Origin of the sequence: Acinetobacter sp. YH12134 (assembly GCF_013418555.1) — a bacterium.
Taxonomy (GTDB): domain Bacteria; phylum Pseudomonadota; class Gammaproteobacteria; order Pseudomonadales; family Moraxellaceae; genus Acinetobacter; species Acinetobacter indicus.
Genome location: NZ_VPBT01000015.1, coordinates 51268 through 76831, shown reverse-complemented (window position 1 = coordinate 76831; position 25564 = coordinate 51268). Strand labels below are relative to the sequence as shown.

Here is a 25564-nt window from a genome sequence, read left to right as displayed (position 1 = left end):
ATAAATTTATGTATTTAAAAGATAATTCAAATTATTTACTGAGTTTTTAGTATTTGTGAATTGAGGGTTTAATGAAACTAATTAAATTGTTTTCTATCGTCAGCCTCGTGGCATTGGCGGGATGTAGTTCTAAAGTTATGACCTATGATACCGCAGGAAATTTGATCGGTTCCTGTGTGGCGACACAAGGTTTTATTTTAGGTGCAAAAGCCGTTTGTTATGGTGGGGCAAATTTACAGGGCGTAGATTATTCCAAAATTGATGAACACACCGGTCTATTACCGTCTGTGCCGAAGTCCAACCAGATTACATTGCAACACGATTAATTTTTTTAGAGGGGTAATATCATGAAATTTTTTAATTTAATCACGCTAACTGCTGCTATTTTAATGACAGGTTGTGCCTCAAAAGTGACGACCTATGATTCAAATGGCCGTATGATCGGTTCATGTGAAGCACAAACAGGTTTTGTTATTGGCGGTGGTGCTCACTGTGAAGGGCATGCTAATCAGGAAGGGCGTAGCACTCGCTAAATTAGAGAAATAAAAAACCGGTCAATCTGACCGGTTTTTTTGCTATGGAAAAGCTTATTTTTCCACGAATGCACGTTCAATCACGTAATCGCCTAAAACGCCCATACGTGGTGATTCTTTTAATCCGTGTTGATCAAGCAGCGCAGCAACATCATCCAGGAAGGCTGGGCTACCACACAGCATCGCGCGGTCAGTTTCCGGGTTAAAACGTGGTAAACCGATTTTCTCGAACAATTGACCAGATTCAATTGCAGTGGTGACACGACCTTGAGTATGGAAATCTTCACGTGTTACCGTTGGATAATAAACCAGTTTTTCTTTCGCGCCCAGTTCCGAGAAGAATTCGTGGTTTGGAATTTCGTTCAGAATCAGGTCCTGATACGCCAGTTCAGAAATATAACGTGTACCATGAACAACAATGATTTTTTCAAAACGTTCATAGGTTTCCGGATCACGAATCACCGACAGGAACGGTGCAAGACCGGTACCTGAAGACAGCAGGTATAAGTTTTTACCCGGATTTAAGTCATCGAGTACCAGAGTTCCGGTTGGTTTGCGAGAAACCAGCAGTTCATCGCCCACTTTAACTTTTTGCAAAATCGAGGTTAATGGACCATCTGGCACTTTAATCGAGAAGAATTCCAGCTCTTCTTCATAGTTGGCACTTGCAATCGAATATGCACGCATCAAAGGCTTACCATTCACTTCAAGACCGATCATTACAAATTGACCGTTTTTAAAACGCAGTGCAGTGTCACGAGTCGTTTTAAAAGAGAATAAAGTGTCATTCCAGTGGTGGACGTGAGTAATCTTTTCGACGTTAAAAGCAGCCATTAAAGGTCTCAATAAATTATCAAATTAGAACAGGTTGCTATTCTAATCTAAATTCATACTCGATAAACTGAATATATTTAATTGAGCTTATCAAAAAAAGTGATTATGACTGATCTGACCTTGCCCATTATCGGGATTATGAAATCTCCTTATAAAGAAAAGTTTGGCATCCCGCGGCAGCCGAATCTGGTTCAGGTCGAATCCTATATTGACATGCTGGAACCTTATAACGATTTGCTGGCCTTTGAGGGCATTGAAGCATTTAGTCATTTGTGGTTGCTGTGGCAATTTCATGACAATAAAAACCAGCAGCAGACAAAATTCCGTGCTCAGGTGCGGCCGCCGCGTTTGGGTGGTAACCAGAAAATTGGAGTATTTGCGACACGCAGTATGTACCGGCCGTCACCGGTGGGCTTGTCAGTGGTGCAATTAAAACAGGTGAAAAAAGTCGGCAAGGCAGTACGGGTTTATGTGACCGGGAGTGATTTACTCGATGGTACACCGATTTTAGATATCAAGCCTTATATCCAGTATTCTGATGCGGTCATGGAGGCGCAAAGTGGCTATGCGCAGGATGAGCCTGAACGTAAACAGGTGGTGTGGACAGAGCAGGCCGCTGTACAAAAACAGCAATTGTTGCAGCAGCATAAAATTAGCGCGCAGATGCTGGGTGAGCTGGAACAGGTGTTGTCTTTAGACCCGCGTCCGGCTTATCAGGAGGATGAAACCCGGCTCTATAAAATGCACTTTGCCAATATTGATGTCGGATTTCTAGTACAGCCAGATCAGGTGCTGATTCAGATGTTAGCGCTTAAGCCGGCTTAAACATAAAATAAGCCATCGCAATCAGCACCGCCATATGCAGAATTTGGGCCGGTGCAAAATACAAGGCAAAGCGTGGTCCGCCAATTAAAAAGGCATTCACGCATTTGGCCAGTGCATGTGCACCCAAGCCTAAAATCAGCGCATAAAACAGGGTTAAATTGCTGGGAGAACCTTGGGTAATTACCGCGGCAGCGGCGGCGTGAATTTCAAATAAAGACGCCAGAAAGGTCCCGGCAATTAAACCGGTGCTGCCCAGAGCTTGATCCAGTCCGTAGACCATGGCTTGAATCAGGGTGAGCGTGACCACAATAATCGCGGCCTCTTTGAGGCTAAACATGCGGCTATCGGCTTCTTTGGCTTTTTGCTGTGAGCCGGTATTTTTTCTGAGCAGCCAGTAACCCACCGCCACCAGAATCACAATTGCCACTGCACTCGGTACCACAAATACCTTAAACCAAGACAGATTAATCCCCACAATAATAATCAGAATCTGCAACAGCGTCGCCACGCAGGACATGAGCGCGGCACCGGCATTAATCCGGGCATCGCCGCGACCGGAACGCACTTCCATGCCTAAACTGGCAATGGTGGCGGTACTGGATACGAAGCCGGACGCAATTGAGGACAGCATCAGTGCATTATTGGTGGACAGCAGGCGCTTGGCGATATGCGCTAAAGCCTGTACCGATAAAATCAGAATCAGCAGTTTTAAAATCACATAAGGATTAAGTACATTGCCCCATAAGGGCGTATCCGGGGTCAAAGGCAGGGCAATCAGAACCAGTGCCAGCAGGAACAGACCATCACGCAGCTCTGCTTCGGTAATCCATTTGCTGACAATGCCGTGCATCAGGTGTTTGGTCATGAGCAGACCGGTTAAAATAACCGCCAGACCAGCCGCCAACGGAATATTCCACAAACAGAGCGCGCCAATAAAATAGGTCATAATAAAGGCCAGTTCGGTGGTCGCACCCGGGTCTTCAACCTGATTTTTAAGCGAAAACAGCCCAACTCCGCCAATAATCACGGCCCCGACAATACCAAAAACTGGCCCTAGCAAAAAGCAGATCGCACCGAGCAAGGCACACACGGCAAAGGTGCGCACCCCGGCAAAATGATGGTTGGCTTCATTGTGCTTGCTGCGTTCACGTTCCAGACCAATTAACAGGCCACAGCCAAGTGCGGCTGCAAGCATAGTCATCAGCTCCTGAAAAGAGGTACTCAAGATTGAAGGGGCAGTTAAAAATTCCATCTTTATATCCCGCGGCAGTGGGGCGACGTCTCCATCATATAATTGATTCTGTGAAGATTGCTATGCGGAACTGTATGTTTAATTTGCAGGAGCTGCGCTTGATGCGTATCTGCATCAGATTTTCCAGTGGCAAAGGCAGGCGGGAAAAATAAACTCTGCTATAGTGTGCTGATGTTGGGGGAACAAAAACAATGAATTTTAATTTTGAAATTGATACCACCTGGTGTTTAGAGCAATTATTAAAAGATGGCCGGATCAGCGAACGCGATAAAATGCTGGTACAGACCACGCATCGCCAGCGTGAGCAGCTGAAATGGCATCCGTTGCAATGGATTGCGCATTTTAACCTGACCGATCAGCAGCATCCCCAAACCACATTGACACTGAACCGTTTATGTCAGTGGCTGGCAGAAAAGACCGAGCTGCCTTTTTATGTGATTGATCCGTTAAAGGCCGATGTGGCCGCTTTAACCGCGGTGATGTCCCAGGAATTTGCCCTGCGCAATAAAATTCTGGCGGTAGAGATTCAGCCCGATGCGGTGTTCATTGCCACCGATCAGCCGTTTATGACCGATTGGGTCGCCAATTTAGAACACAGTTTATTGCCGCGTAAAATCCAGCGCGTGCTGCTGAGTCCAGAGCAGTTACAGCGTTATCTGGTAGAATATTATCAGGTCAGTCGTGCGGTCAGTGGTTCACAAAAAGCCGCAGCACATGACCGTGAAAATAAAGGTGTCGAAGCCTTATTACAGCTGGGCGATACCCAAAACCCCGATGCCAATGACCAGCATATTGTTAAACTGGTGGACTGGGTGCTGCAGTTTGCTTTTGAACAGGGTGCCAGTGATATTCATCTGGAGCCACGTAAAGACAAGGGGAAAATCCGTTTCCGGATTGATGGCGTACTACATACCATTTATAACATGCCGGCCAATACCTTAACTGCGGTCATTTCACGGATTAAAATTCTCGGTCGCATGAATGTGGCAGAAAAACGCAAACCTCAAGATGGCCGTTTAAAAACCCGTACTCCCAAAGGGCAGGAAACCGAATTGCGTCTCTCCACTTTACCGACAGCCTTTGGTGAAAAACTGGTGATGCGTATTTTTGACCCGGAAGTGCTGGTACGCAGTTTCCAGCAGCTTGGTTTTGAAGAGCGTCTGTTACAGGGCTGGCAAAGTCTGACCAGTCATAGTCATGGTATTATTCTGGTCACGGGGCCGACCGGCTCCGGTAAAACCACTACGCTGTATTCATCACTGAAGCAGCTGGCCACCGATGAAGTTAATGTCTGTACCATTGAAGACCCGATTGAAATGATTGAGCCGAGCTTTAACCAGATGCAGGTCAATCAGGGCATTGAGCTGGGCTTTGCCGATGGTGTACGCGCGCTGATGCGTCAGGACCCGGATATTATTATGGTCGGGGAGATTCGTGATCAGGATACGGCCAATATGGCCATTCAGGCGGCATTAACCGGTCACCTGGTGTTATCGACCTTGCATACCAATGATGCGCCGTCCAGTCTGACCCGTTTGCATGATTTAGGTGTGCAGCCTTTTTTAACTGCGGCCACCATTCTGGGGGTATTGGCGCAGCGTCTGGTGCGCAAGCTGTGTCCGCATTGCAAACAGGAAGGCATGATTAATGCCAATGAATGGGAACATCTGACGTTTGACTATGTCATGGAGATGCCGGAAAAAGTTTATAAGCCGGTGGGCTGTGAAGCCTGCCGTCAGACCGGCTATAAAGGCCGGATCGGGATTTATGAGTTTATGCCGCTGAGTCTGGACACCAAACAGCTGATAGGTGCCAATGCCGATCTGACCCAGTTACGCCAGCAGGCCAAGAAAGAAGGCATCGAGCCACTACGGATTGCCGGGGCGCGTAAAGTCATGGCCGGTATTACCACCTTGGAAGAAGTACTGCGGGTGGTACCGTTAAACTAAAACCCAAAAAAGTGAAAAATTTTTGAATATGAGGAAATCTTAAGATTCAGCTCATCTTGCTTTGTTTTAATGACTACATCGAAACGAACAACACTGAATGAGGAAAGACAGATGAACCTATTTTCAAAAGCACTTTTAACTGCAGGTCTAGTGGGCGCAACTACATTTGCTGTTGCAGATACCGCAGTGAACCAGTCTGCACTGGCGCAAGCAACCACGGTGAAACAGGCGTTAACCATGAAAGATGACAGCAATGTCCAGCTGAAAGGTTATATCGTAAAAGCCATTGGTGATGAAAAATACCAGTTCCGCGACAGCACTGGCACCATCACAGTAGATATTGATGATGACCTGTGGAATGGTAAAGCGATTTCTGCCAAAACTCCAGTAGTGATTACCGGTGAAGTGGACATTGATTATAAACCTTCTAAACGTGTTGAAATTGATGTCGAGCAGGTTCGTTTCTAAGCCGACCTTTTAATCAGATTGATTGCAGCTCCACGCAAAACCACATGCTCCATGCATGTGGTTTTTTTGAATCTTGTGAAAAATCAGGCATGATGTAAAAAAAGCTAGAGTAGAACCAATGCGTATTTTACTGGCAGAAGATGACGCCTCTCAGGCAGAAAGTATTAAAACCTGGCTGGAAATGGACGGTTATAACGTCGATTGGGTCGAGCGTGGCAATCATGCCATTTTGGCCATTGAGCAGCATCACTATGATTGTGTGCTGCTGGATCGTGGCCTACCGGGCAATACCGGCGATGAAATTCTGACCGCTTTGCGCCGTAAACAGTTGGATACCCCGGTAATTTTTATTACCGCCAAAGACAGCATTCAGGACCGGGTCGATGGACTGGATTTAGGCGCCAATGATTATCTGGTCAAGCCTTTTAGCCTGGAAGAACTGTCAGCACGGGTGCGCAGCCAGTTACGTACCCGGCAGACCCAGCCCGATCATCAGATCCGTTTTGCCAATCTGCTGTTAGATACTCAAGCCAAAACCTTAACCCAGGATGGCCACGCGGTGAATTTAACCGCTAAGGAATTTCAGATTCTGTATAAATTAATGCAAAAGCCCGAGCATGTCGTAACCCGGGAGCAGCTGGAAGAATCGCTGTATGCCTGGGGCGATGAAATTGAAAGCAATGCCATTGAAGTGTTTATTTATCAGCTGCGTAAAAAAATTGGCAGCCATTTAATTAAAACCATTCGCGGTTTGGGCTATCGCATGCAGCAGGAACAGGCGTAAATGAAGCAAACGGGTGCGGTTTCTTTACAGAAAACCCTGGTCAAAACCTCGGTACTGAGTTCGATGATTGCCGGCCTGCTGGCACTGGTGCTGCTGTTTGCCGTGTCAATTTATCAGACCATGCAGCTGCAAGATGAAATCATGGATGAGGCGGCCGATATGCTGTTATTGCAGGATATTAGCAGTGGCGCCGGCGAGCAGGTCGATGAACTCACTGAACAGTTCAAGATGCATTATCAGCTGCGACTGGGCCAGCAGACCTTGACCGAAACAGAAGATTTTCCCTTAGCACCAGCTACGATCACACAGCAGGAAGAGGGATTTTCCTTTGTCTGGGCGAATCAGCGTTTATGGCGCGTTTATGTGGCCAGTGATGATGACTTAAGCGTATTGATGACCCAGAAAATGAATGTCCGTTTTCAGGAAATCTGGGCCACCGGTCTGGGCTATGCCGCGATTTTAATTTTACTGTGGCTGATTCAATGGGGCATTGTGCATTTTGCCATTCATAAACAGTTCCGCTCTTTACAGGCCTTATCTGCGCAAATTGCGCAAAAGCATGTGCAGGATCTGAGTCCGGTGCAAAGCACCCAGCCAGAATTGCTGGAATTACAGCCGATGGTGCAGCAGTTAAACCGTTTGCTTAGCCGGCTGGAACATTCTTTAGAAGCCGAGCAGCGTTTTACTTCTGACGCCTCACATGAACTGCGTTCGCCGCTTTCTGCCATTCAAATGCGCTTGCAGGTGTTAAAACGCAAATATCAGGATCAGCCGCAATTAGCGGAAGATCTGGCCCAGATTCAGCGCGATGTCAACCGCGGCACTCAGGTATTGGAGAATCTGCTGTTACTGGCGCGTTTAGACCCGGCACATCTGCAAGACTTGCCTATAACCGAGGTTGATTTACAAAAGCTGGTGCTGGATGTGCTCGAGGCCTTGGCACCGTTTAGTCTGGAAAAACAGATTAAACCGCGCTTGCAGCTACAACCGGCGATCATTCAGGCCAATCCAGAATTGCTATATACCTGTATCCGTAACCTGATCGACAATGCCATCCGCTATGCCACGCAACAGGGTGAGGTGGTGGTCAGTATCAATGGTGATGCTGAACAGGTGCAGCTGTGTATTGAAAATAATGGTCAAGAGGTTAGTGATGAGGTGTTACAACGTCTGGGTGAGCGTTTTTATCGGGCGCTGGGCACACAAACCCAGGGCAGTGGTCTTGGCATTTCGATCTGTAAAAAGATTATCAGCCTGCATCAGGGCCAATTGCAGTTTAGCCGTTCAGCTTTAGGCGGTTTACTGGTGGAACTGAGTTTGCCCGGTGTGAAGCAAAAATAACAAAATCGAAAATAACAATATTGAGTTCAATCTTGAGATACGCATGGGCAGTTAAAAAGCAGTATGCGCTGATTCATACTGCTGCTTCCCACGATTATTATTATTCAGATATTGTTCTTATTTGGTGAGAATAAGGCGATTATTACGGGTAAGGCGTAGGCGGTATTCTTCTCCGGCATGCATGATGCGAATTTCACGACCAAGAGCAAACAGGTTATTAGAATGTAACATTGGTAAGGCATGCTGTTGATCTGCATTACGGCTAAACAGGCTAAATGGTGCGTTCATTCCTTCGACTCCGTGGTGTATGTTGAACGATATAAATGATAATCATTATCAAATATATCTGTCAACGCTTGATTTGGGGAATTTATAAAAAGTATAAATTTGCTTACACTTGCTCATATTTCAAAAACAGGACGTTTCATGTCAAAGCCACATCTACATATCGCGATTGGGATTTTATTGCATCAGACCCAGGTCCTGGTCGGCTGGCGCGAAGCCAAACAGCATCAGGGCAATAAGCACGAATTTCCCGGCGGCAAGGTAGAGCAGCATGAAACGCCAGTGCAGGCCTGTCGCCGTGAAGTGCGCGAAGAAGTAGGCATTGACCTGATCCAGTGGCATGAGTTTGATTTTATCCGGCATGAATATGAAGATGTGATTGTCAATTTGCATGTGTTCCATGCCTTTGTGCCGGCGGCGTTGCTCTCAGACATCCAGCAACCGTGGACCTGGTATAAACGGCAGGATTTGGCTCGTTTGAATTTCCCGCAAGCCAACCAGCGTATGCTGCAACGCCTCTACTGGCCTGAATGTATCAAAATTAGTGAAGACTTAAACTGTCTGGATACCCCGGATACCCAGCAACTGCTGTACTGGCGTGTCGCACCGGCACCGGAACGCAGTATTGAACTGGCTGAGCAGAATATTGGCTGTTTAAAATCATTAATTGTTAATCTGGAACTGTGGAAGCAGCTGAATAGCGTGCAGCAGGTCTCGGTCGCTGCCATCCATTTAAAGCAGCAACAATGTCTGCAATTGCACAAGGGCAGCCTGCAGGCCGGTCAGCGTTATATTGCTGCCTGTCATGATCTGGAATCGTTACAACATGCGCAGAATATTGGCTGTCATGCTGCAATTTTAAGTCCGGTGCTGCCAACAGCCAGCCATCCGGATACTCCGGCATTAGGCTGGGCACAATTTCAGAACTGGGCCAAACAGGTCGATATTCCGGTGTTTGCCTTAGGCGGGATACATCGGCAGGACTTGGCGCAGGCCCAGCAACACCATGCATATGGTATTGCCGGGATCCGCTTTATGGATGCGTTGGATAGCGCTTCAGCCTAAAGTTGTTTCAGCGCTTGCTGTGCCTGTTGCACGGTACGGCTATTGTTTTGTAGCTGGCCGGCTTTTTGAATAATCAGCCATAATTGGCGTTTCATCGCCGGTGTTTGTGCATAGCTCAGACCACGGCGGGCCAGGGCTTCTGCATTTTTCGGCTGTTTTTTCTGGTTCGCCACCAGCCCTAAATACATATAGGTTTCAGCCGATTGCGGTGCCAGACGCTGTGCCTGTAAGGCGGCAGCTTCGGCACGCGCCCATTGTCCCTGACGATAAGCCGTCTGGGTCTGCTGCATCAGTTTCTTAAACGCTGGTAAAGAGCGGCCATCTTCAAAACGCTGCTGTACTTTTTGTTCAGGAACCACGACCTGTAATTTCTTGCGCTGAATTTCTTCCTGTTCATAAGGATGAATCACCACGCCGGTGGGTGTGCGAATGGTTTTTCGTTCAGTCGTTTTTTCTTGGTCCGGTTGCGGTGCCGGCTTGGATTCCGGCAGGCTTTGACAGCCCACCAGTCCAGCCAGTCCCATCCCCAAGATCAGATATTTCAAGGTCATTTAATTAAGGGTCCACTTATTGCGTATAACTGCCGCTTGAAATGATGCGTGCATCATTTTCGGAAAGTTGTCTTTCCATCTCGGCTTCACTTTCCTGGATATAATTCTCGATACTGTCACTGCTTTCAGGTACAGCTTGGTAATATTCGGTATCCGGATTGTAAACCGGCTCAACCTGATAATGCGGTAAACCACAGGCGGTGGCCTGACGCGGCACATGATTGCGATAAATCGGAATATACATCGCACCAGCACAGCCTTGAGCCGACAAGTGACCAGAGTCACGGTCAATCCAGTGCCACTGTACGCTGTCCGGCTGGCGTAGATTCACCGGCTTCTGGCGCAGCTGACGCATCACATTGCTCCACACCGGCAGGGCACCCGATGAACCTGTCAAACCGGTGACTTTGTTATCATCCAGCCCTAACCAGACCACGCTTAAATAGTTACCCGAATAACCGGCAAACCAGGAGTCGCGGGTATCATTGGTGGTGCCCGATTTACCGGCCAGTTTTAAATCGCTGGACAGGCTGTTATAGGCTGCACGTCCGGTTCCTGCACTCATTACCTGTTGCAGGCCATAATTCAGCATATAGGCCGCAGACGGTTCAATGGTCTGCTGTACTGACAGGCCATAACGCTCGAGCAGACGACCATTAGAATCGACCACCGCGCGAATGGCTTTGGTTGGATACTGGAACCCACCGGTGGCAAAGTTGCCATAAATATTCATCACCTGCATAGGCGATAAATCGACTGCACCCAGATAAATGGACGGATACTGTGGAATATTTTCGCTGCTGACGCCAAATTTAATCAGATGGTTACGGAAGGTTGATAGACCAAATTCCTGACCTAAACGTACCGCCGACAGGTTATAGGAATTGGCCAGCGCTTGCGCCATCGGGACTACGCCATGTTCGCTGCCGCTGTAATTACGCGGTGTCCAGGACTTGCCGGCAGATGGAATACTGATTTCGGTATCCTGTACCGGACTGGCCCAGTTATAGCGACCCGATTCCAGCGCGCTTAAATAGATGACTGGCTTCAATAGCGAGCCGACCTGACGTTTGGCATCCAGCGCACGGTTAAAGCCGGTAAAGTCTTGGGTAGAGCCGACTGCAGCCACCAGTTCACCATTTTCAGGATGGGACACCAGCACCGCACCTTGCAAATCTTTTAAACGGCGCGGATTGGCATTGGCCAGACGGTTTACTGATTCTTTAAATGCGCTTTGTACCTTGGTCTGTGCAATTGGGTCTAAAGTGGTAAAAATCCGTAGTCCCTGATTGGTCAGATCACCTTCTTGATATTCAGCACGTAACTGACGGCGCACAATGTCCAGAAAATCTGGGAAGCGGGCAGGGCCCATGGTCGGTTTGGCAATCACATTTAACGGACGCGCGGTTTCGGTTTCATACTGTTCCTGAGTTAGATAACCCATCACCAGCATATTGTTCAATACAATATTACGGCGTTTTTCGGCCGCTTCCGGATTACGCCATGGATTATATAAAGACGGTCCCTGTACCAGACCAACCAGAAAAGCCTGCTGGGCAATATTCAGTTCACGCAGCGGCAGACCAAAATAGAACTGTGAGGCCAGACCATAACCATTAATAGAATAGTTACCGTTTTGACCCAGGTTCACTTCATTTAAATAGGCTTCCAGAATTTCATCTTTGTCATAATGCAGCTCAATCAGCATCGCCATCAGTGCTTCATTGGCTTTACGCTTTAATGTACGTTCTGGGGTCAGATAAAAGTTTTTCACCAGTTGCTGGGTCAGGGTCGAGCCGCCCTGACGTTTCCCGCCGGTGATATTGCTGACAATGGCACGCGCAGTCCCGCGAATCGACACGCCATGATGCAGGTAGAAATTACGGTCTTCGGTGGCAATTAAGGCTTCAATTAACGGTTTTGGCACCCGGTTCAGTTTAATCAGCACCCGGTCTTCATTGTGCTGCGGATAAATCCCGCCAATCAGCATGGGTTCTAAACGGGCAATACCGGTGGTCGATGGTTTAGTCGCACTGACTTCAGCAATCTGGTTATTGGCAAAGCTGACTTTGAGTACCTGTTCCGGTTCAACACTTTCACCAAAATCGAAGCCGCGGGTATGCACGAACAAGGTGTCGCCCGCATCGACATAGCTGCCGGTTTTGTTATAGCTTTCTGCGCTTTTATAGCCTAAAAGTTTTAATTCCTGCACGAAATCGGCTTTATTGAGCGGTGCATTGGTATAGATTTCCAGCGGACGAGCAAAGACCTTGGCCGGAATATCCCAGCGCTGTCCTTCAAATTTATCTCTAACAATATTATCTAATCGAATCAGGTAGATACTTAATGCCAGAAATGCCCCAATCACCAGTATACAAAATAGAAGTGCAATAATACCTATGCCACGTTCAGACTTCATAAATCGCAATAAAACCCTAAGAAATTAGGCTAATCATGCGAAGCTTTTACATAATTTGCAATATTTAATCTGTGAATGAAGCGGCCAATCGAGGAGAAAAAACGGTTGGATTCAGATTTCTAAAGTTTTTTTTAAAACATTCGGGTTAGTGCTATTATAGTCAACGGATCGTAGCGGAGCGATGTCGTAGGTGCAAATTTCACACAAGAACTTTCGTAATATCGGATTGATTGGACGTCCTGGCAAAACTTCGGTCGTAGAAACGCTCAGTTTAATTCATGATCATCTGCTGAATTTAGGCCTGCATCCGGTATTCGATGCAGAAACAGCAGAACTGGTCCCTTATCCGAATACCCAAACCGTCAGCCGCGCCTTACTGGGCGAAGTGGTTGATCTGGTGATTGTGGTCGGCGGTGATGGCTCGTTGCTGCATGCAGCGCGCGCACTGGTCAAGTACAATACGCCGGTCATCGGGGTAAACCGTGGTCGTTTAGGTTTCCTGACCGACATTAAACCCACGGAAGTCATCTTCAAGCTGGATCAGGTATTAAAAGGCGAATTTCAGCTGGACCGCCGTTTCCTGCTGGAAATGGAAGTACGCTCCAAAGGCGAAGTCATTTATGAAGCGGTGGCTTTAAATGATGTGGTGCTGCATTCCGGTAAATCGGTACACATGATTGATTTTGACCTGAATATTGATGGTCAGTATGTTTATCGTCAGCACAGTGACGGTTTAATTGTATCTACGCCTACCGGTTCTACTGCCTATGCCTTGTCTGGTGGAGGGCCGATTGTGCATCCGAGTATGGATGCAATTGTGCTGGTGCCGATGCATCCGCATACCTTGTCTTCACGCCCGATAGTGGTTGGTGGACAAAGTGAAATTAAAATTCAGATTCGTGAAAACCGTGTTTTGCCAATGGTCAGTGCCGATGGTCAGCACAGTGTTTCACTCAGTGTTGGGGATAGTTTGCATATCCGCAAGCATCCCTATAAGTTAAACCTACTTCATCCACCGGGTTATGACTTCTATATGGCATGTCGTACCAAGCTCGGCTGGAACCAAGATTTTGATTCTTTGCAACAGCAGGATTTATGATGAATATTGAACAGATGCTGGCCGTACTCAATCCTGAAATTGTTGGTCGTCTAAAAACCGCGGTAGAGATTGGTAAATGGCCGAATGGCGTGGCGTTGACCAAAGAGCAGCGCGAAATTTGTATGCAGGCTGTATATGCCTGGGAAATCCAGCATTTACCGGAAACCGAACGCAGCGGTTATATTGACCGCGGCACCAAGGAAGAAGGTGAACAATGTGATGATGATCACCACAAAAATGAAGATTTCCAGCCAATCAAGTTTATTTAAACTTTAAGAGCAGATTCATACAAAAAAAGGTAAGCCGCGGCTTACCTTTTTTATTGGCTATGTTTTGTGGCTTAAGCATTTAAACGCGCAGCCCAGAATTGCTGTGCTTTGTCCATGGCTGCTGCAAAACTGTCGCAGACGCCCATGGTATACAGCGCAATGCCCATGGTTTCCACCACCGCCACTTCACCATATTCATGCGACTGCTGGCCTTCCCAGACGGCTTTAAATACCGCCAGGTCCAGTTCTTCTTCAATCGGGCTGCGGTTGTCGGTCAGCTTTGGCAATTCATGTTCATACAGCTCGCCGTTACGGATACCACAAATTAAGGTTTTGGCATCCGGATTCCGTTCAAACTCGCCGCCTTCACCTTTAATCACCGCACTGTTCAGATAGCCCAGTTTAAACGCCGACTGCTGATGGGAACTGCGGTAGGCCGGATGGAAAATGGCCTGCACGGTGGCTTTGGCATTAAAGGGGTTAATCAGCCGGGCGAGGGTATGAATAGGAGAGCGCAGGCCCATCACATTCCGTAGTGCAATCAAATCGGCCAGCACCGGAGAAATCACCTCTAAAGGCAGATAGGCAAAATGACGCTGCTGTAATTGCTGTTCGACTTCCGTATCTGACTGGCAGATTGGATAGCCTAAGTATTCCAGCACCTGTTCGGTATAGACCCGGTTAATGGTATGCCCGGCAGCGCCGTGCATGACAATATTAAAACCCTGTTTAGCCAGAGTCAGCGCGGCCAGTAAAAACCACGGATAATGTTTGCGCTTCCCGGCATAAGAGGACCAGTCCAGATCAACATCTAAAGCTTTAAACTGCAACTGGTCACGGGTGGCCTGAACAAAGCCGGCCAGTTCATCGACCGATTCTTCCTTGACCCGCAGCAGCATCAGAAAAGCGCCGAGCTGAACATCGAGTACCTCCTGTTTCAGGATCATGGAAAAGGCCTGATAGGCTTCTTCATAGGTGAGGGAACGTGCACCATTTTTGCCTTTTCCCACAATACGTACGTACTGGGCAAAAGGATGTTCAACGTCTTTATAAATGTTTCTTTTCGTGCTCATGTAACTGCCTGAATCTCAAATAAATGGCGCCGGTCGCTTCCCACAATATACACATTTTCGCGGCTTTTTAAAAACCGTATGCTTTGTTCGGATTTAGACTAATGTCTAAGCTACTTCTGCTTTAAAGTTCGCCAGTTCTCGCTGTTTTTAGCAGCACTACATCTGAATTTTAGGTAAAATTCGCAGCGTTTTATATTGTTTTTTATTTTTACTCATCTCCTGTTCTAAAAAGCCGCTTTTGCGTTTGAGCCTGTTTATTCTGGCGGCTCAAAGTAAGCCCGACTTTTGCTGATGAAAATAAAGCGTTGAATGTTTTGAGCCATGGCTCAAGGCAGTGTATGCCTGTTGTTTTAAAAACAGGCAGAACAGGTCGTGGGTAAAAAATCAAGGGTATTTGTCCTCTGGACAAGAACAAAAGTAGATCTGTTATGGCCAAACAACCTATTTATAAATCCCTGTACTTTCAGGTGATTATTGCAATTATTGCAGGTATTCTCGTCGGTCATTATTCTCCTAGTGGCACACAAATTATTAATGGCGTGGAACAGTATGTTCCAGGTCTGGGTGAGCAGCTGAAACCCTTAGGTGATGGCTTCATCCGTTTAATCAAAATGGTTATTGCGCCGGTGATTTTCTGTACCGTGGTGAGTGGTATTGCTGGTATGGAAAGCATGAAATCGGTCGGTAAAACCGGTGGCGTGGCATTACTGTATTTTGAAATTGTCTCTACCATCGCCCTGATTATTGGTCTGGTGGTGATTAACGTCTGGAAACCAGGCGTTGGCATGAACGTTGATCCAGCTTCTTTGGATACCACCGGTATTTCAAAATATGTAGAAACTGGTGAAGCACAATCTACAGTCGAATTCCTATTAAATATCATTCCAAATACCGTGGTCGGTGCCTTTGCCCAGGGTGAAATCCTGCAGGTGCTGATGTTTGCCATCCTGTTTGGTTTTGCTTTACACCGTTTAGGGCCAGCAGGTAAGCCGGTCTTGAAACTGATTGATCAGATTTCGCATGTGTTCTTTAACATTGTGAACATGATCATGAAAGTTGCGCCAATTGGTGCTTTCGGTGCGATGGCCTTTACTATTGGTAAATACGGGATTGGCAGTCTGGCGCAACTGGCGCAGTTAATTATCTGCTTCTACCTGACCTGTGTGCTGTTTATTTTTATCATACTCGGCAGTATTGCGCGCATGACCGGTTTCAGTATCGTAAAAATGATCCGCATGATTCGCGAAGAATTACTGATTGTATTGGGGACCTCATCTTCAGAATCAGTACTACCGCGTATGTTGAAGAAACTGGAAATTGCCGGCTGTGAAAAATCGGTGGTGGGTCTGGTCATTCCAACGGGTTATTCCTTTAACTTGGATGGTACCTCGATTTATTTAACCATGGCCGCAATCTTTATTGCTCAGGCCACCAATACACCTTTAGAACTGCATCATCAGATTACTTTATTGCTGGTGCTGTTGATTTCCTCTAAAGGCGCAGCAGGGGTGACCGGTTCAGGCTTTATTGTGATGGCGGCAACACTGGCGGCTGTGGGTCAGATTCCGGTGGCCGGTCTGGCGCTAATTTTGGGTATTGACCGTTTTATGTCTGAAGCACGTGCCTTGACCAATCTGGTGGGTAACTCATTGGCAACCATTGTTGTAGCGAAGTGGGTCGGTCAGCTGGATCAGGAAAAGCTGCAATATGCATTAAATAATCCGGAAGAAATTGACCGCAAGATGGCAGAACAAAACCAGCAATCTGCTTCGGCTTAACAGCAGGGCGGTGACTAAAGGAAGCTTCGGCTTCCTTTTTTTATTACTTGGCAGTCAATAAAAAAGCCGGGCGAGACCATGACAGTACGCTTAAAAATGCATAGCATGGGGCTGAATGTAAAACAAGAATGTATACCCTACAAGGATCGACTATGCTGGCTTATGATGCAGATTTAGAATTATTCCGTGACAACTTCCGCCGCTTTATGAGCGAACAGATTGCCCCGCATTATGAACAGTGGGAACGGGAAGGAATTATGCCGCGCTCGGTCTGGAACCAGCTGGGTGAAAACGGCTTTTTATGTGTAGATGTACCGGAACAGTATGGCGGCTATGGCGTACCGACCCATTATTCGCTGATGCTGGTGGAAGAATCGGCACGTGCTGGTTATAGCGCACTGTCTACCGGTATTTCCTGTCATTCAGAAATTGCTGCGCCGTATATTTTAAATATTGGTTCAGAAGAACAGAAACAGTACTGGCTGCCAAAAATGGTTAGCGGTGAAGTGGTCGGTGCGATTGGTATGACCGAGCCGGGTGCTGGTTCTGACTTGCAAGCCATGCGCAGTCATGCCATTTTGCAGGATAATCATTATATTTTAAATGGTTCTAAAACCTTTATTTCTAATGGCCAACATGCCGATCTGGTGGTGCTGGCGGTAAAAACCGATCCGCAGGCACGCGCCAAAGGCGTGTCTTTATTATTAGTCGATACCCATCTGGATGGCTTTAAGAAAGGCACCAACCTCGACAAGATTGGCCTGCATGCTCAGGACACCTCGGAATTGTTCTTTGATAACGTGAAAGTACCCAAAGAACAGTTACTGGGCCAGTCGGGACAGGGCTTTGCCTATTTAATGCAGGAATTACCACGTGAACGGACCGCGATTGCCGCCACCGCCTTGGGCGCTATCCGTGGTTCGATTGACATCACCACGCAATACGTTCAGGAACGTCAGGCCTTTGGCCAGAAAATTGGCCAGTTCCAGAACAGCCGTTTTGTTTTGGCACAGGCTAAAATTGATGAGCTGGCCACGGCTGCATTTTATCACCAGAATGTTGAGCTGTATATGCAGGGCAAACTGGATGTCGAAACAGCAGCAGCATTGAAAAGCTTCTCGACCGATATGCAGATGAAAGTGGCCGATCAGCTGCTGCAGCTGTTTGGTGGTTATGGTTATATGACTGAATATCCAATTTCTCGTTTCTTTGTCGATGCCCGTATCCAGCGGATTTATGGCGGTACCAATGAAATTATGAAAGAGATTGTGGCGCGCGGTTTATTGGGCCGTTAAGTTCTATACATCAGACTAAATGAAAACACCCGCCAGCATCGACTGGGCGGGTGTTTTTTGGTGGGTGTGTTTCTGAGACTATTTTAATGCAGGCTGAGCACATGCAGACTTTCTTGAATAAAAATCGGCAAGTCTGCTGGTGAGCGTGAGGAAATATACAGGTTATTGTCATTCACCACCGCTTCATCAAAATACACGGCGCCGGCATCCATCAGCTCCAGCATCACCGGGGCAATGCTGGTCATGCGCCGGCCTTTGACCACACTGGCATGAATCAGCAGTTGCGGACCATGACAGGTGCTCATAATCGGTTTCTGGGCATTGGCAAAATTTCGGACAAAATCGACAAAACGCAAATCATCACGCAGTTGCGCCGGAGATTGGCCGCCGGGAATCAGCAGCGCATCAAAATCATGAATGGTCACATCATCTATACTTTGGTCGATGGTCACCGAGCTGCGCCGTTGATAACCATAGACAATATTGCCGGCCTTGTTTTCAACATTTACCACGCTATGCCGCGCTGCACGGAAGGCGTGGATCAATTCTGGATAGTCTGCATCTTCATAATCATGGGTAATCAGCACCGCGATTCTTTTTGACATTATTATTCTCCGAATTGCTTTAAATAAAAGAGTAAAGGGGAAAAAGCAAAATTTCATTGCTGCTTTGTAACCAGTTTTCTTATTTCTTTTTCAAGTTAAAATTTCTGGAATTTTATTCAATATTTATGGGCGTTATTTTCTATGTAAGTAATTATGACGCCTGTTCAGTTTACGCAATAAACTTGCAAAATCCTATCACTATTCATCGAATTCAGATGCAAAAGCTATCGGCTGATTGGAAAAAGACCCTGTTTCATCTGCTTAAATTCGCTACACTCTGGATGGAAAAACAGGCAAAGTGTCGTGACTTGTTCAGAATTATTCATGAGTCATAGCTGCTCAATTGATAAACAGTCTCATAAGTTGCAGAGAGTTTAACCAACTGTTTGTTTTTAAGACTGAATCAATCAAAGTTGTATTGCGCAACATTTGAAAGCTAACTATTGTTATACTGTTTGCATACCGTTTATGAAGGGCGACATAACAATGATCAACGACGATCAAAACACAACGACTTCTCTTGACCTGAACAATATTCGTGAGGAAATTGACTCTGTAGACATGCAGATTCAACAACTGATTAACCGTCGCGCACGATTGGCAGAAGCGGTGGCCAAAGCCAAATTTGCCGCTGAAGAGAATCCGCTGTTTTACCGTCCGGAACGTGAAGCACAAGTTTTACGTAATGTTATGGATCGCAATGAAGGCCCATTGTCGGACCAGACCATGGCACGTTTATTCCGTGAAATCATGTCGGCCTGTCTGGCACTGGAAGCACCGCAAAGTATTGCCTTCCTGGGGCCTGTTGGGACTTATACCCATTCTGCGGTACTCAAGCATTTCGGTCATGATGCCCTGGTGCGCCCTTTACAAACCATTGATGAAGTCTTCCGTGAAGTGGAAGCGGGTAGTGCGCATTATGGTCTGGTGCCGGTAGAAAACTCCTCTGAAGGGGTGGTGAACCATACCTTAGACTGCTTTAAAACTTCAAATCTGAATGTGATTGGCGAAGTTGAATTGCCGATTCATCATCAGTTCCTGATTTCTGCAAATACCCGTAAAGACAGCATTAAACAGATTTATGCTCACCAGCAAACGCTGGCACAGTGCCGTAAATGGCTAGATGCGCATTATCCTGGGGTGGAGCGTGTGGCTTTAAGTTCCAATGGTGAAGCGGCGCGCCGTATTCGTAATGAATGGCATTCTGCGGCCATTGCTTCTGAAATTGCGGCAACCATTTATGATCTTGAAATCATGCACAGCAATATCGAAGACAACCCGGAAAACACCACGCGCTTCTTGGTGATTGGCCGTGAGAAAGTGCCACAAAGCGGCAATGACAAAACTTCATTGCTGGTGTCTGCACATGACCGTGCCGGTGCCTTGCTGGAAATTCTGGCGCCATTTGCCAAACACAACATTAGTCTAACCAGTATTGAAACCCGTCCGGCTTTACCTGAAAAATGGGCCTATGTGTTCTTTATTGATCTGGAAGGTCATATTGAGCAAGACAATGTTAAAGCTGCGATTGAAGAAATCCGTCCATTGGTGAAAGAAGTCCGTGTACTCGGCTCTTATCCGGCGGCAGTTTTATAAAATTCTCTGGTGGCCGTGTGCGCTGCATGCGGCTGCTTTTCACCTGTAAATCTGGAAGTAAAAAATGTCGTTTGTCCCAGCTAATGAAGGCATCTCTAAGTTAAAGCCATATCAACCAGGTAAGCCGATCAGTGAACTTGAGCGTGAATTGGGTATTACCGATATTGTGAAATTGGCATCCAATGAAAACCCGTTGGGCTGTTCAGACAAAGTCAAAGAGGCCGTGGCTGCCGAGCTGGCAGAAATTGGTCGTTATCCAGATGGCGGTGGTTTTATTTTAAAAGACCAGATTGAAGCGCAGTTTGGTTTTGGTCATGAACGGATTACTTTGGGTAATGGTTCAAATGACCTGCTGGAAATGTTTGCCCGCGCTTTTGTGTCCGAGCAGGACTCAATCGTATATAGCCAGCACGCCTTTGCGGTTTATGCGCTGGTGACTCAGGCCATTAATGCACAGGCCATTGAAGTACCAGCCAAAGGTTTCTCGCACGATTTAGAGGCGATGGCTGCAGCCATTCAAGCCAACACCAAGCTGGTGTTCATTGCCAATCCGAATAACCCGACTGGCACCTGGTTTGAAGAAGCTGAATTTGAAGCCTTCATGCAGAAAGTACCGGCCAATGTAATTGTGGTACTGGATGAAGCCTATGTGGAATACTTCCCGGAAAACTTCAACAGCCTGAAATATCTGGATCAGTATCCAAACCTGATTGTTAGCCGTACCTTATCAAAATGCTATGGTCTGGCAGCGCTACGAGTTGGTTTTGCTCTGGCCTCTGTACAGGTGACTGACTATTTAAACCGTATCCGTCAGCCATTTAACGTGAACCATTTAGCTATGGTGGCAGCTGTAGCAGCGCTGAAAGATGAAGCCTTTATCGAAAAATCACGTGAAGTGAACAAGGCTGGTATGGCGCAGTTGGAAGCAGGCTTTAAAGCACTGGGCCTGAATTATGTACCTTCACGTGCCAACTTTATTCTGGTTGATGTACAGGCTGATCCGGCACAAACCTTTAATGCCTTGCTTAAAGAAGGTGTGATTGTACGTCCGGTTGGTATTCCAAACCATCTTCGTGTATCCATTGGAACAGAAGTAGAAAATGCCAAATTCCTGACTGCACTGGCGAAGGTGTTAGGTCTGGACGCAAAGGCATAAGCCATGACGCAACCCCTGTTTGAAAAAGTCGCTTTTATTGGACTTGGGCTGATTGGCTCAAGTCTGGCGCGTGTGATTCAGGCTGAACAGCTGGCTCATGAGGTAGTGGCATCGACCCGTTCGCAAAAAACGCTAGAAGATGCCAAAGCCTTGGGTTTAATTGCTGCCGGTTATAGCGATCCGGTCGAGGCGGTGAAAGATGCTGATCTGGTGGTGCTGGCCTTGCCGGTACGTGCCACCGAATATGTATTGCAGCAGATTAAACCGTATTTAAAACCTGATGCAATCCTGACCGATGTCGGCAGCACCAAAGGCAATGTGGTCGATGCAGCCAAAGCAGTTTTTGGTGAACAACTGCCTGCCGGTTTTGTGCCGGGGCATCCGATTGCTGGAGCCGAGCATACCGGGGTCCATGCCGGTAAGGTCGATTTATTCGCCAATCATAAAGTGATTTTGACTCCATTACCGACCAGTGCGGATTGGGCGGTCAATAAACTGATTCAACTGTGGGAAGCAGCCAAAGCGGAAGTGATCTGTATGGATGTGGACAAGCACGATGAAGTGCTGGCACATACCAGTCATCTTCCGCATTTAATGGCATTTAACCTGGTGGAGCAACTGGCCAACAGGGAAGACAATTTAGATATTTTTCGCTATGCTGCAGGCGGCTTTCGTGATTTCTCGCGAATTGCAGCCAGTGATCCACAAATGTGGCACGACATCTTCTTTGCCAATAAAAAGGCAATTTTGAATGCAGTCGATGGCTTTGAACAACAGCTGGCAATCTTGCGCCAGCTGATCGAACAGGAAAACTCGCAGGCTTTAATGGGCCTGCTGGGACATGCTCAAGCAGCGCGTCAGCATTTTAATCATATGCTGGCCCAAAAACCGTTGATGGAGAACAATAAAGTGACACAACAATTTACGATTTTACCGGGCTCTAAAAATTTCCAGGGTAAATTTACTGTGCCAGGTGATAAATCTGTGTCACATCGTTCAATCATGTTTGGTGCGATTGCAGAAGGCACCACCCATGTCACCGGCTTTTTGGAAGGTGAAGATGCGCTGGCGACCTTGCAGGCTTTTCGCGATATGGGTGTCAGTATTGAAGGCCCGAAAAATGGTGAAGTGACCATTCATGGTGTTGGTATGCAGGGCCTCAAAGCTCCAGCCGGTGCACTGTATATGGGGAACTCTGGCACCTCCATGCGTTTGCTGTCAGGCATGTTATCGGCGCAGGCCTTTGATTCGGTGATGACCGGTGATGCATCCTTGTCCAAGCGTCCAATGGAGCGTATTGCCAAGCCATTACGTGAAATGGGGGCGCAAATCCAGACCACAGGTGAGCGTGGTACGCCACCGGTGTCAATTACGGGCAGCCAGCAGTTAAAAGGCATTCAGTACGATTTACCAATGGCCTCTGCACAGGTGAAATCAGGAATTTTACTGGCCGGTTTGTGGGCCGAAGGTGAAACTGCAGTAACTGAACCGGAACCAACCCGCGACCATACCGAGCGTATGCTGCGTGCTTTTGGTTATGAAGTGAAAACCGAAGGTAACCGTATTTCCCTGCAAGGCGGCGGTAAACTGGTGGGAACCAATATTCAGGTGCCTTCAGATATTTCATCTGCAGCGTTCTTTATGGTGGGCGCGGCCATTACTGAAAATGCCGATGTCACTTTAGAAGCTGTGGGCATTAACCCGACCCGTACTGGCGTGATTGAAATCCTCAAACAAATGGGTGCAGATATTACTGTATCCAACGAGCGTATTGCCGGTGGTGAACCGATTGCCGACATTCGTATTCAGGGCAGCCGTACCTTAAAAGGCATTCATATTCCGGAAGATCAGGTGCCACTGGCGATTGATGAATTCCCGGCGCTGTTTATTGCAGCAGCCTGTGCGGAAGGTCAGACTGTATTGACTGGTGCAGCTGAACTTCGCGTCAAAGAATCTGACCGGATTCAGGTGATGGCAGATGGCTTGAAAACCATGGGCATTGACTGTACCCCAACTGAAGATGGCATCATCATTGAAGGCAAGGGCAAAGCAGGTGACTGGTCGCCTGTGTTCACCGGCGGTGAAATTGAGTCACATCATGACCACCGTATTGCCATGAGCTTCTCGATTGCCGGTTTACGTAACTCGGAAGTAATTAAAATTGTGGGTACAGAAACGGTCGCGACCAGCTTCCCGACCTTTACCCAATTGACCGCTCAGGCCGGTCTGCAGATTGAAGTGACCGAATAAAGAGAAAAATAACCCAAAACAGCCAAGCTTTTGCTTGGCTGTTTGCTTTATATTGCTTATGCTAAAAATACAACAAGAACAGCAGTAGGGTCGTTTATGAAAACACTCCAGTTTACCGCACAATGTGATAACAAGGCCGAATTACAGGACTGTAAGATTGCCCAGAACTATGTGGCAGATTTGCTGGCCCGACAGTTAAACCAGCACGGCTTTGAAACCCTGCCGCAAAGTGGCGCACAAATTGCGGTTAGTGTGGAAGATCATCCTTTGCCCTTAAGCGTGAGCTGTGAAAGCCGCGATGCCGAAGGACGACTGGTGTGTGAAATCCTGTCTTATCCGGAAGAAGAGCAGGACTGGTTTGACCGGATTGAATCGCAAAGCTTGCTAAATCAGCTGGCCCAGGCGGTCGAGCAGACCTTAAAACAGGATGAAAACTTTACGGCCTTTGAATGGAAAAATTAAAACAATCCCAGATTGGAATTGCGAAGCCATTTCGTCTGTATCCATTTTAAAATTAACAGTACCGTCACTGATCTCCTCCCATAAAAAAACCCATCAGCAGATGGGTTTTTGTCTTTAGCCTAAGGCCAGGAAGCGGGTAATTGCAATCCGCAGCTGTTTTAAATAGCCGGTAAAGAAATGGTTGGCACCCGGTAAAATGGTAACCAGATGACGCTGTGGTTTGGCCCAAGTAATCATGTCCGAGAGCAGGGTCACATCATCAGCTTCGCCATGAATAAACAGGATGTCACCTTTAATTTCAGGAGTTACATAGTGACGTACACCAGCTACTGTCGCAGTCGGCAAGCCGCATAAAATGGTCTGTTTTGGCTGTAATTCAACCGGTAGCGCTGCATAACTCTTTGCCATCACATGCGCACCAAAGCTGAAACCGCCGGCATAGAACGGCAGGCCAATGTGCTGGCTGCGCGCATATTTGATGACTTCTAGAATATCGTCCGTTTCGCCAAAGCCTTCATCATGCACACCTTCACTCTGGCCTGAACCGCGGAAGCTTGGGCGATATACCACGCAGCCGCGCTCAAGGTACATTTGTGCTAATAATGCAGGAACTTTGTGTTGCGGGGTGCCGCCTTGCAATGGATGGGGGTGGCTGACAACCGCGAATCCTTTCACTTCACCCTGTGGATAATCTACGAAAACTTCAATTCGACCCACAGGACCTGGAATGAAAATTTGCTCGGACATAAGATAATCGAATAATGGCAGGAGAATCGATTATTTTACCGATTATGTTTAGGAAAAACACAGATTGGCATTAAAATAAGCTGACTGTTATAGTTTGATTAATTATTTTTTAACCACTTTTTGATCAGGATGTGTATGCTCGCCTTAATTTCTCCTGCTAAGACTTTAGATTATGAATCTGCATTACCCACCGACAGCCACACCTTACCAAGACTATTAGCGCATTCACAAGAACTTATCGACGTTAGTCGTACGCTATCTGCTTCAGAAATCGCCAATTTAATGAGTGTGAGCGAAAAAATTGCCAATTTAAACGTAGAACGCTTCCACGACTGGCAGGCCGATTTTGATTTTTCCAATGCGCGTCAGGCGCTGTTTGCCTTTAAAGGCGATGTCTATACCGGTCTGGATGCCTATAGCCTGAAGGATCAGGACATTGATTATGCACAGCAGCATTTGCGCATGTTATCAGGTCTGTATGGCTTATTGCGCCCGCTGGATTTAATGATGCCGTATCGTCTGGAAATGGGCACCAAGCTGAAAAATCCGCGTGGCAGCAATTTGTATGAATTCTGGGGCACCATCATTACTGATCTGATCAATGAAGATCTGGCTGCGGCCAAGTCTGAATTGCTGGTGAATATCGCTTCGGATGAATATTATAAATCGGTGAAAGAAAGCAAGATTCAGGCAGAAATCATCAAGCCGGTATTTTTAGACCAGAAAAATGGCAAATATAAAGTCATCAGCTTCTATGCCAAAAAAGCCCGTGGTTTGATGGCGCGCTATATCATCGAAAATAAAATTGAACGTGCTGAAGATTTAAAAGGCTTTAATAGCGATGGCTATTATTTCGATGCTGACAGCTCCCTAAAAGGTGAGCTGGTGTTTAAGCGAGATGAGCAAGCCGCATAAACAGGGGAGTGCG

Annotated in this window: 25 protein-coding genes; 17 read left to right on the top strand and 8 right to left on the bottom strand. The window is 47.0% G+C overall.

The annotated features are described in order from the left end of the window. The first annotated feature begins 71 nt into the window (after nt 1-71). Together FTU69_RS09965 and FTU69_RS09960 are read left to right on the top strand one after the other, a co-directional pair. On the top strand, nt 72-326 hold the full coding sequence (locus FTU69_RS09965) for a hypothetical protein (protein WP_016659182.1): 255 nt from the start codon (nt 72-74) through the stop codon (nt 324-326). A gap of 21 nt (nt 327-347) precedes the next feature. Further along, nucleotides 348-533 (top strand): hypothetical protein, encoded by a 186-nt coding sequence (locus FTU69_RS09960; RefSeq protein ID WP_016659181.1) that lies wholly within the window; start codon nt 348-350, stop codon nt 531-533. A 54-nt stretch (nt 534-587) separates the two neighbouring features. Here FTU69_RS09960 and FTU69_RS09955 read toward each other — a convergent pair whose 3' ends face one another. Then, nucleotides 588-1367, bottom strand: a complete 780-nt coding sequence (locus FTU69_RS09955; RefSeq protein WP_005179053.1) for a ferredoxin--NADP reductase — start codon at nt 1365-1367, stop codon at nt 588-590. 105 nt (nt 1368-1472) lie between these two features. On the opposite strand from FTU69_RS09955, the gene tsaA reads away from it, so the two are divergent. Next, the gene (gene tsaA, locus FTU69_RS09950; protein WP_180103826.1) at nt 1473-2192 is read left to right on the top strand and encodes a tRNA (N6-threonylcarbamoyladenosine(37)-N6)-methyltransferase TrmO; all 720 of its coding nucleotides are present in this window, start codon (nt 1473-1475) and stop codon (nt 2190-2192) included. Here tsaA and FTU69_RS09945 read toward each other — a convergent pair. Further along, nucleotides 2179-3444 (bottom strand): MgtC/SapB family protein, encoded by a 1266-nt coding sequence (locus FTU69_RS09945; RefSeq protein WP_171456140.1) that lies wholly within the window; start codon nt 3442-3444, stop codon nt 2179-2181. The genes tsaA and FTU69_RS09945 overlap by 14 nt on opposite strands. A 191-nt stretch (nt 3445-3635) precedes the next feature. Between FTU69_RS09945 and FTU69_RS09940 the strand changes: the two genes are divergently transcribed. The 4 genes from FTU69_RS09940 to FTU69_RS09925 all read left to right on the top strand — a co-directional run bounded on the left by FTU69_RS09940 (nt 3636) and on the right by FTU69_RS09925 (nt 7986). Beyond that, nucleotides 3636-5393, top strand: a complete 1758-nt coding sequence (locus tag FTU69_RS09940; RefSeq protein WP_104988409.1) for a GspE/PulE family protein — start codon at nt 3636-3638, stop codon at nt 5391-5393. A 111-nt stretch (nt 5394-5504) separates the two neighbouring features. Next, a complete protein-coding gene (locus FTU69_RS09935; RefSeq protein WP_005179042.1) occupies nt 5505-5861 on the top strand; it encodes a NirD/YgiW/YdeI family stress tolerance protein in 357 nt (118 codons plus the stop codon). 118 nt (nt 5862-5979) lie between these two features. Next, the gene (locus FTU69_RS09930) at nt 5980-6645 is read left to right on the top strand and encodes a response regulator transcription factor (protein ID WP_005179040.1); all 666 of its coding nucleotides are present in this window, start codon (nt 5980-5982) and stop codon (nt 6643-6645) included. Next, nucleotides 6646-7986, top strand: a complete 1341-nt coding sequence (locus FTU69_RS09925) for a HAMP domain-containing sensor histidine kinase (RefSeq protein WP_180103819.1) — start codon at nt 6646-6648, stop codon at nt 7984-7986. Nucleotides 7987-8103: 117 nt separating this feature from the next. On the opposite strand, the gene hemP is transcribed toward FTU69_RS09925, so the two are convergent. Further along, nucleotides 8104-8274, bottom strand: coding sequence for a hemin uptake protein HemP (gene hemP, locus FTU69_RS09920; RefSeq protein ID WP_016659175.1), 171 nt, complete (start codon nt 8272-8274; stop codon nt 8104-8106). A gap of 138 nt (nt 8275-8412) precedes the next feature. Here hemP and FTU69_RS09915 point away from each other — a divergent pair, with 138 nt between their 5' ends. Further along, nucleotides 8413-9336 (top strand): NUDIX domain-containing protein, encoded by a 924-nt coding sequence (locus FTU69_RS09915; RefSeq protein ID WP_180103818.1) that lies wholly within the window; start codon nt 8413-8415, stop codon nt 9334-9336. On the opposite strand, the gene FTU69_RS09910 is transcribed toward FTU69_RS09915, so the two are convergent. Both FTU69_RS09910 and mrcB read right to left on the bottom strand, forming a co-directional pair. Continuing rightward, nucleotides 9333-9887, bottom strand: a complete 555-nt coding sequence (locus tag FTU69_RS09910) for a hypothetical protein (RefSeq protein WP_104470304.1) — start codon at nt 9885-9887, stop codon at nt 9333-9335. The genes FTU69_RS09915 and FTU69_RS09910 overlap by 4 nt on opposite strands. A 16-nt stretch (nt 9888-9903) precedes the next feature. Beyond that, nucleotides 9904-12306 carry a penicillin-binding protein 1B gene (gene mrcB, locus FTU69_RS09905; protein ID WP_104472396.1) on the bottom strand — a complete coding sequence of 801 codons (2403 nt, stop codon included), beginning with the start codon at nt 12304-12306 and terminating at the stop codon, nt 9904-9906. Nucleotides 12307-12496: 190 nt separating this feature from the next. Between mrcB and FTU69_RS09900 the strand changes: the two genes are divergently transcribed. Both FTU69_RS09900 and FTU69_RS09895 read left to right on the top strand, forming a co-directional pair. Continuing rightward, entirely contained in the window at nt 12497-13405 is a 909-nt protein-coding gene (locus FTU69_RS09900; RefSeq protein ID WP_005179018.1) for an NAD(+) kinase, read from the top strand. Then, nucleotides 13405-13674 (top strand): YeaC family protein, encoded by a 270-nt coding sequence (locus tag FTU69_RS09895; RefSeq protein ID WP_005179016.1) that lies wholly within the window; start codon nt 13405-13407, stop codon nt 13672-13674. The genes FTU69_RS09900 and FTU69_RS09895 overlap by 1 nt, the downstream gene beginning before the upstream one ends. A 71-nt stretch (nt 13675-13745) precedes the next feature. Here the strand turns inward: FTU69_RS09895 and FTU69_RS09890 are convergent, their stop codons facing one another. After that, the gene (locus tag FTU69_RS09890; RefSeq protein WP_180088539.1) at nt 13746-14747 is read right to left on the bottom strand and encodes a glycosyl transferase family protein; all 1002 of its coding nucleotides are present in this window, start codon (nt 14745-14747) and stop codon (nt 13746-13748) included. 428 nt (nt 14748-15175) lie between these two features. On the opposite strand from FTU69_RS09890, the gene FTU69_RS09885 reads away from it, so the two are divergent. Further along, nucleotides 15176-16525: a dicarboxylate/amino acid:cation symporter gene (locus tag FTU69_RS09885; RefSeq protein WP_180088537.1), complete on the top strand. Its 1350-nt coding sequence runs from the start codon at nt 15176-15178 to the stop codon at nt 16523-16525. A 152-nt stretch (nt 16526-16677) separates the two neighbouring features. Further along, nucleotides 16678-17820 (top strand): acyl-CoA dehydrogenase family protein, encoded by a 1143-nt coding sequence (locus tag FTU69_RS09880; protein ID WP_180103817.1) that lies wholly within the window; start codon nt 16678-16680, stop codon nt 17818-17820. Between the two features lie 83 nt (nt 17821-17903). On the opposite strand, the gene FTU69_RS09875 is transcribed toward FTU69_RS09880, so the two are convergent. Beyond that, nucleotides 17904-18425 carry a type 1 glutamine amidotransferase domain-containing protein gene (locus tag FTU69_RS09875; RefSeq protein WP_104470307.1) on the bottom strand — a complete coding sequence of 174 codons (522 nt, stop codon included), beginning with the start codon at nt 18423-18425 and terminating at the stop codon, nt 17904-17906. Between the two features lie 486 nt (nt 18426-18911). On the opposite strand from FTU69_RS09875, the gene pheA reads away from it, so the two are divergent. From pheA to FTU69_RS09855, 4 genes are all read left to right on the top strand, one after another. Further along, the gene (pheA, locus tag FTU69_RS09870; RefSeq protein WP_005179005.1) at nt 18912-20021 is read left to right on the top strand and encodes a prephenate dehydratase; all 1110 of its coding nucleotides are present in this window, start codon (nt 18912-18914) and stop codon (nt 20019-20021) included. Nucleotides 20022-20085: 64 nt separating this feature from the next. Then, nucleotides 20086-21177, top strand: a complete 1092-nt coding sequence (hisC, locus tag FTU69_RS09865; RefSeq protein WP_180103816.1) for a histidinol-phosphate transaminase — start codon at nt 20086-20088, stop codon at nt 21175-21177. 3 nt (nt 21178-21180) lie between these two features. Then, nucleotides 21181-23427, top strand: a complete 2247-nt coding sequence (locus FTU69_RS09860; RefSeq protein ID WP_180103815.1) for a bifunctional prephenate dehydrogenase/3-phosphoshikimate 1-carboxyvinyltransferase — start codon at nt 21181-21183, stop codon at nt 23425-23427. 96 nt (nt 23428-23523) lie between these two features. Further along, nucleotides 23524-23889: a hypothetical protein gene (locus tag FTU69_RS09855; RefSeq protein WP_016659168.1), complete on the top strand. Its 366-nt coding sequence runs from the start codon at nt 23524-23526 to the stop codon at nt 23887-23889. Nucleotides 23890-24003: 114 nt separating this feature from the next. Here the strand turns inward: FTU69_RS09855 and FTU69_RS09850 are convergent, their stop codons facing one another. Further along, nucleotides 24004-24636, bottom strand: a complete 633-nt coding sequence (locus FTU69_RS09850; protein WP_005178998.1) for an alpha/beta hydrolase — start codon at nt 24634-24636, stop codon at nt 24004-24006. Nucleotides 24637-24771: 135 nt separating this feature from the next. Between FTU69_RS09850 and yaaA the strand changes: the two genes are divergently transcribed. Next, nucleotides 24772-25551: a peroxide stress protein YaaA gene (gene yaaA / locus FTU69_RS09845; RefSeq protein ID WP_180103814.1), complete on the top strand. Its 780-nt coding sequence runs from the start codon at nt 24772-24774 to the stop codon at nt 25549-25551. Nucleotides 25552-25564: the final 13 nt, after the last annotated feature.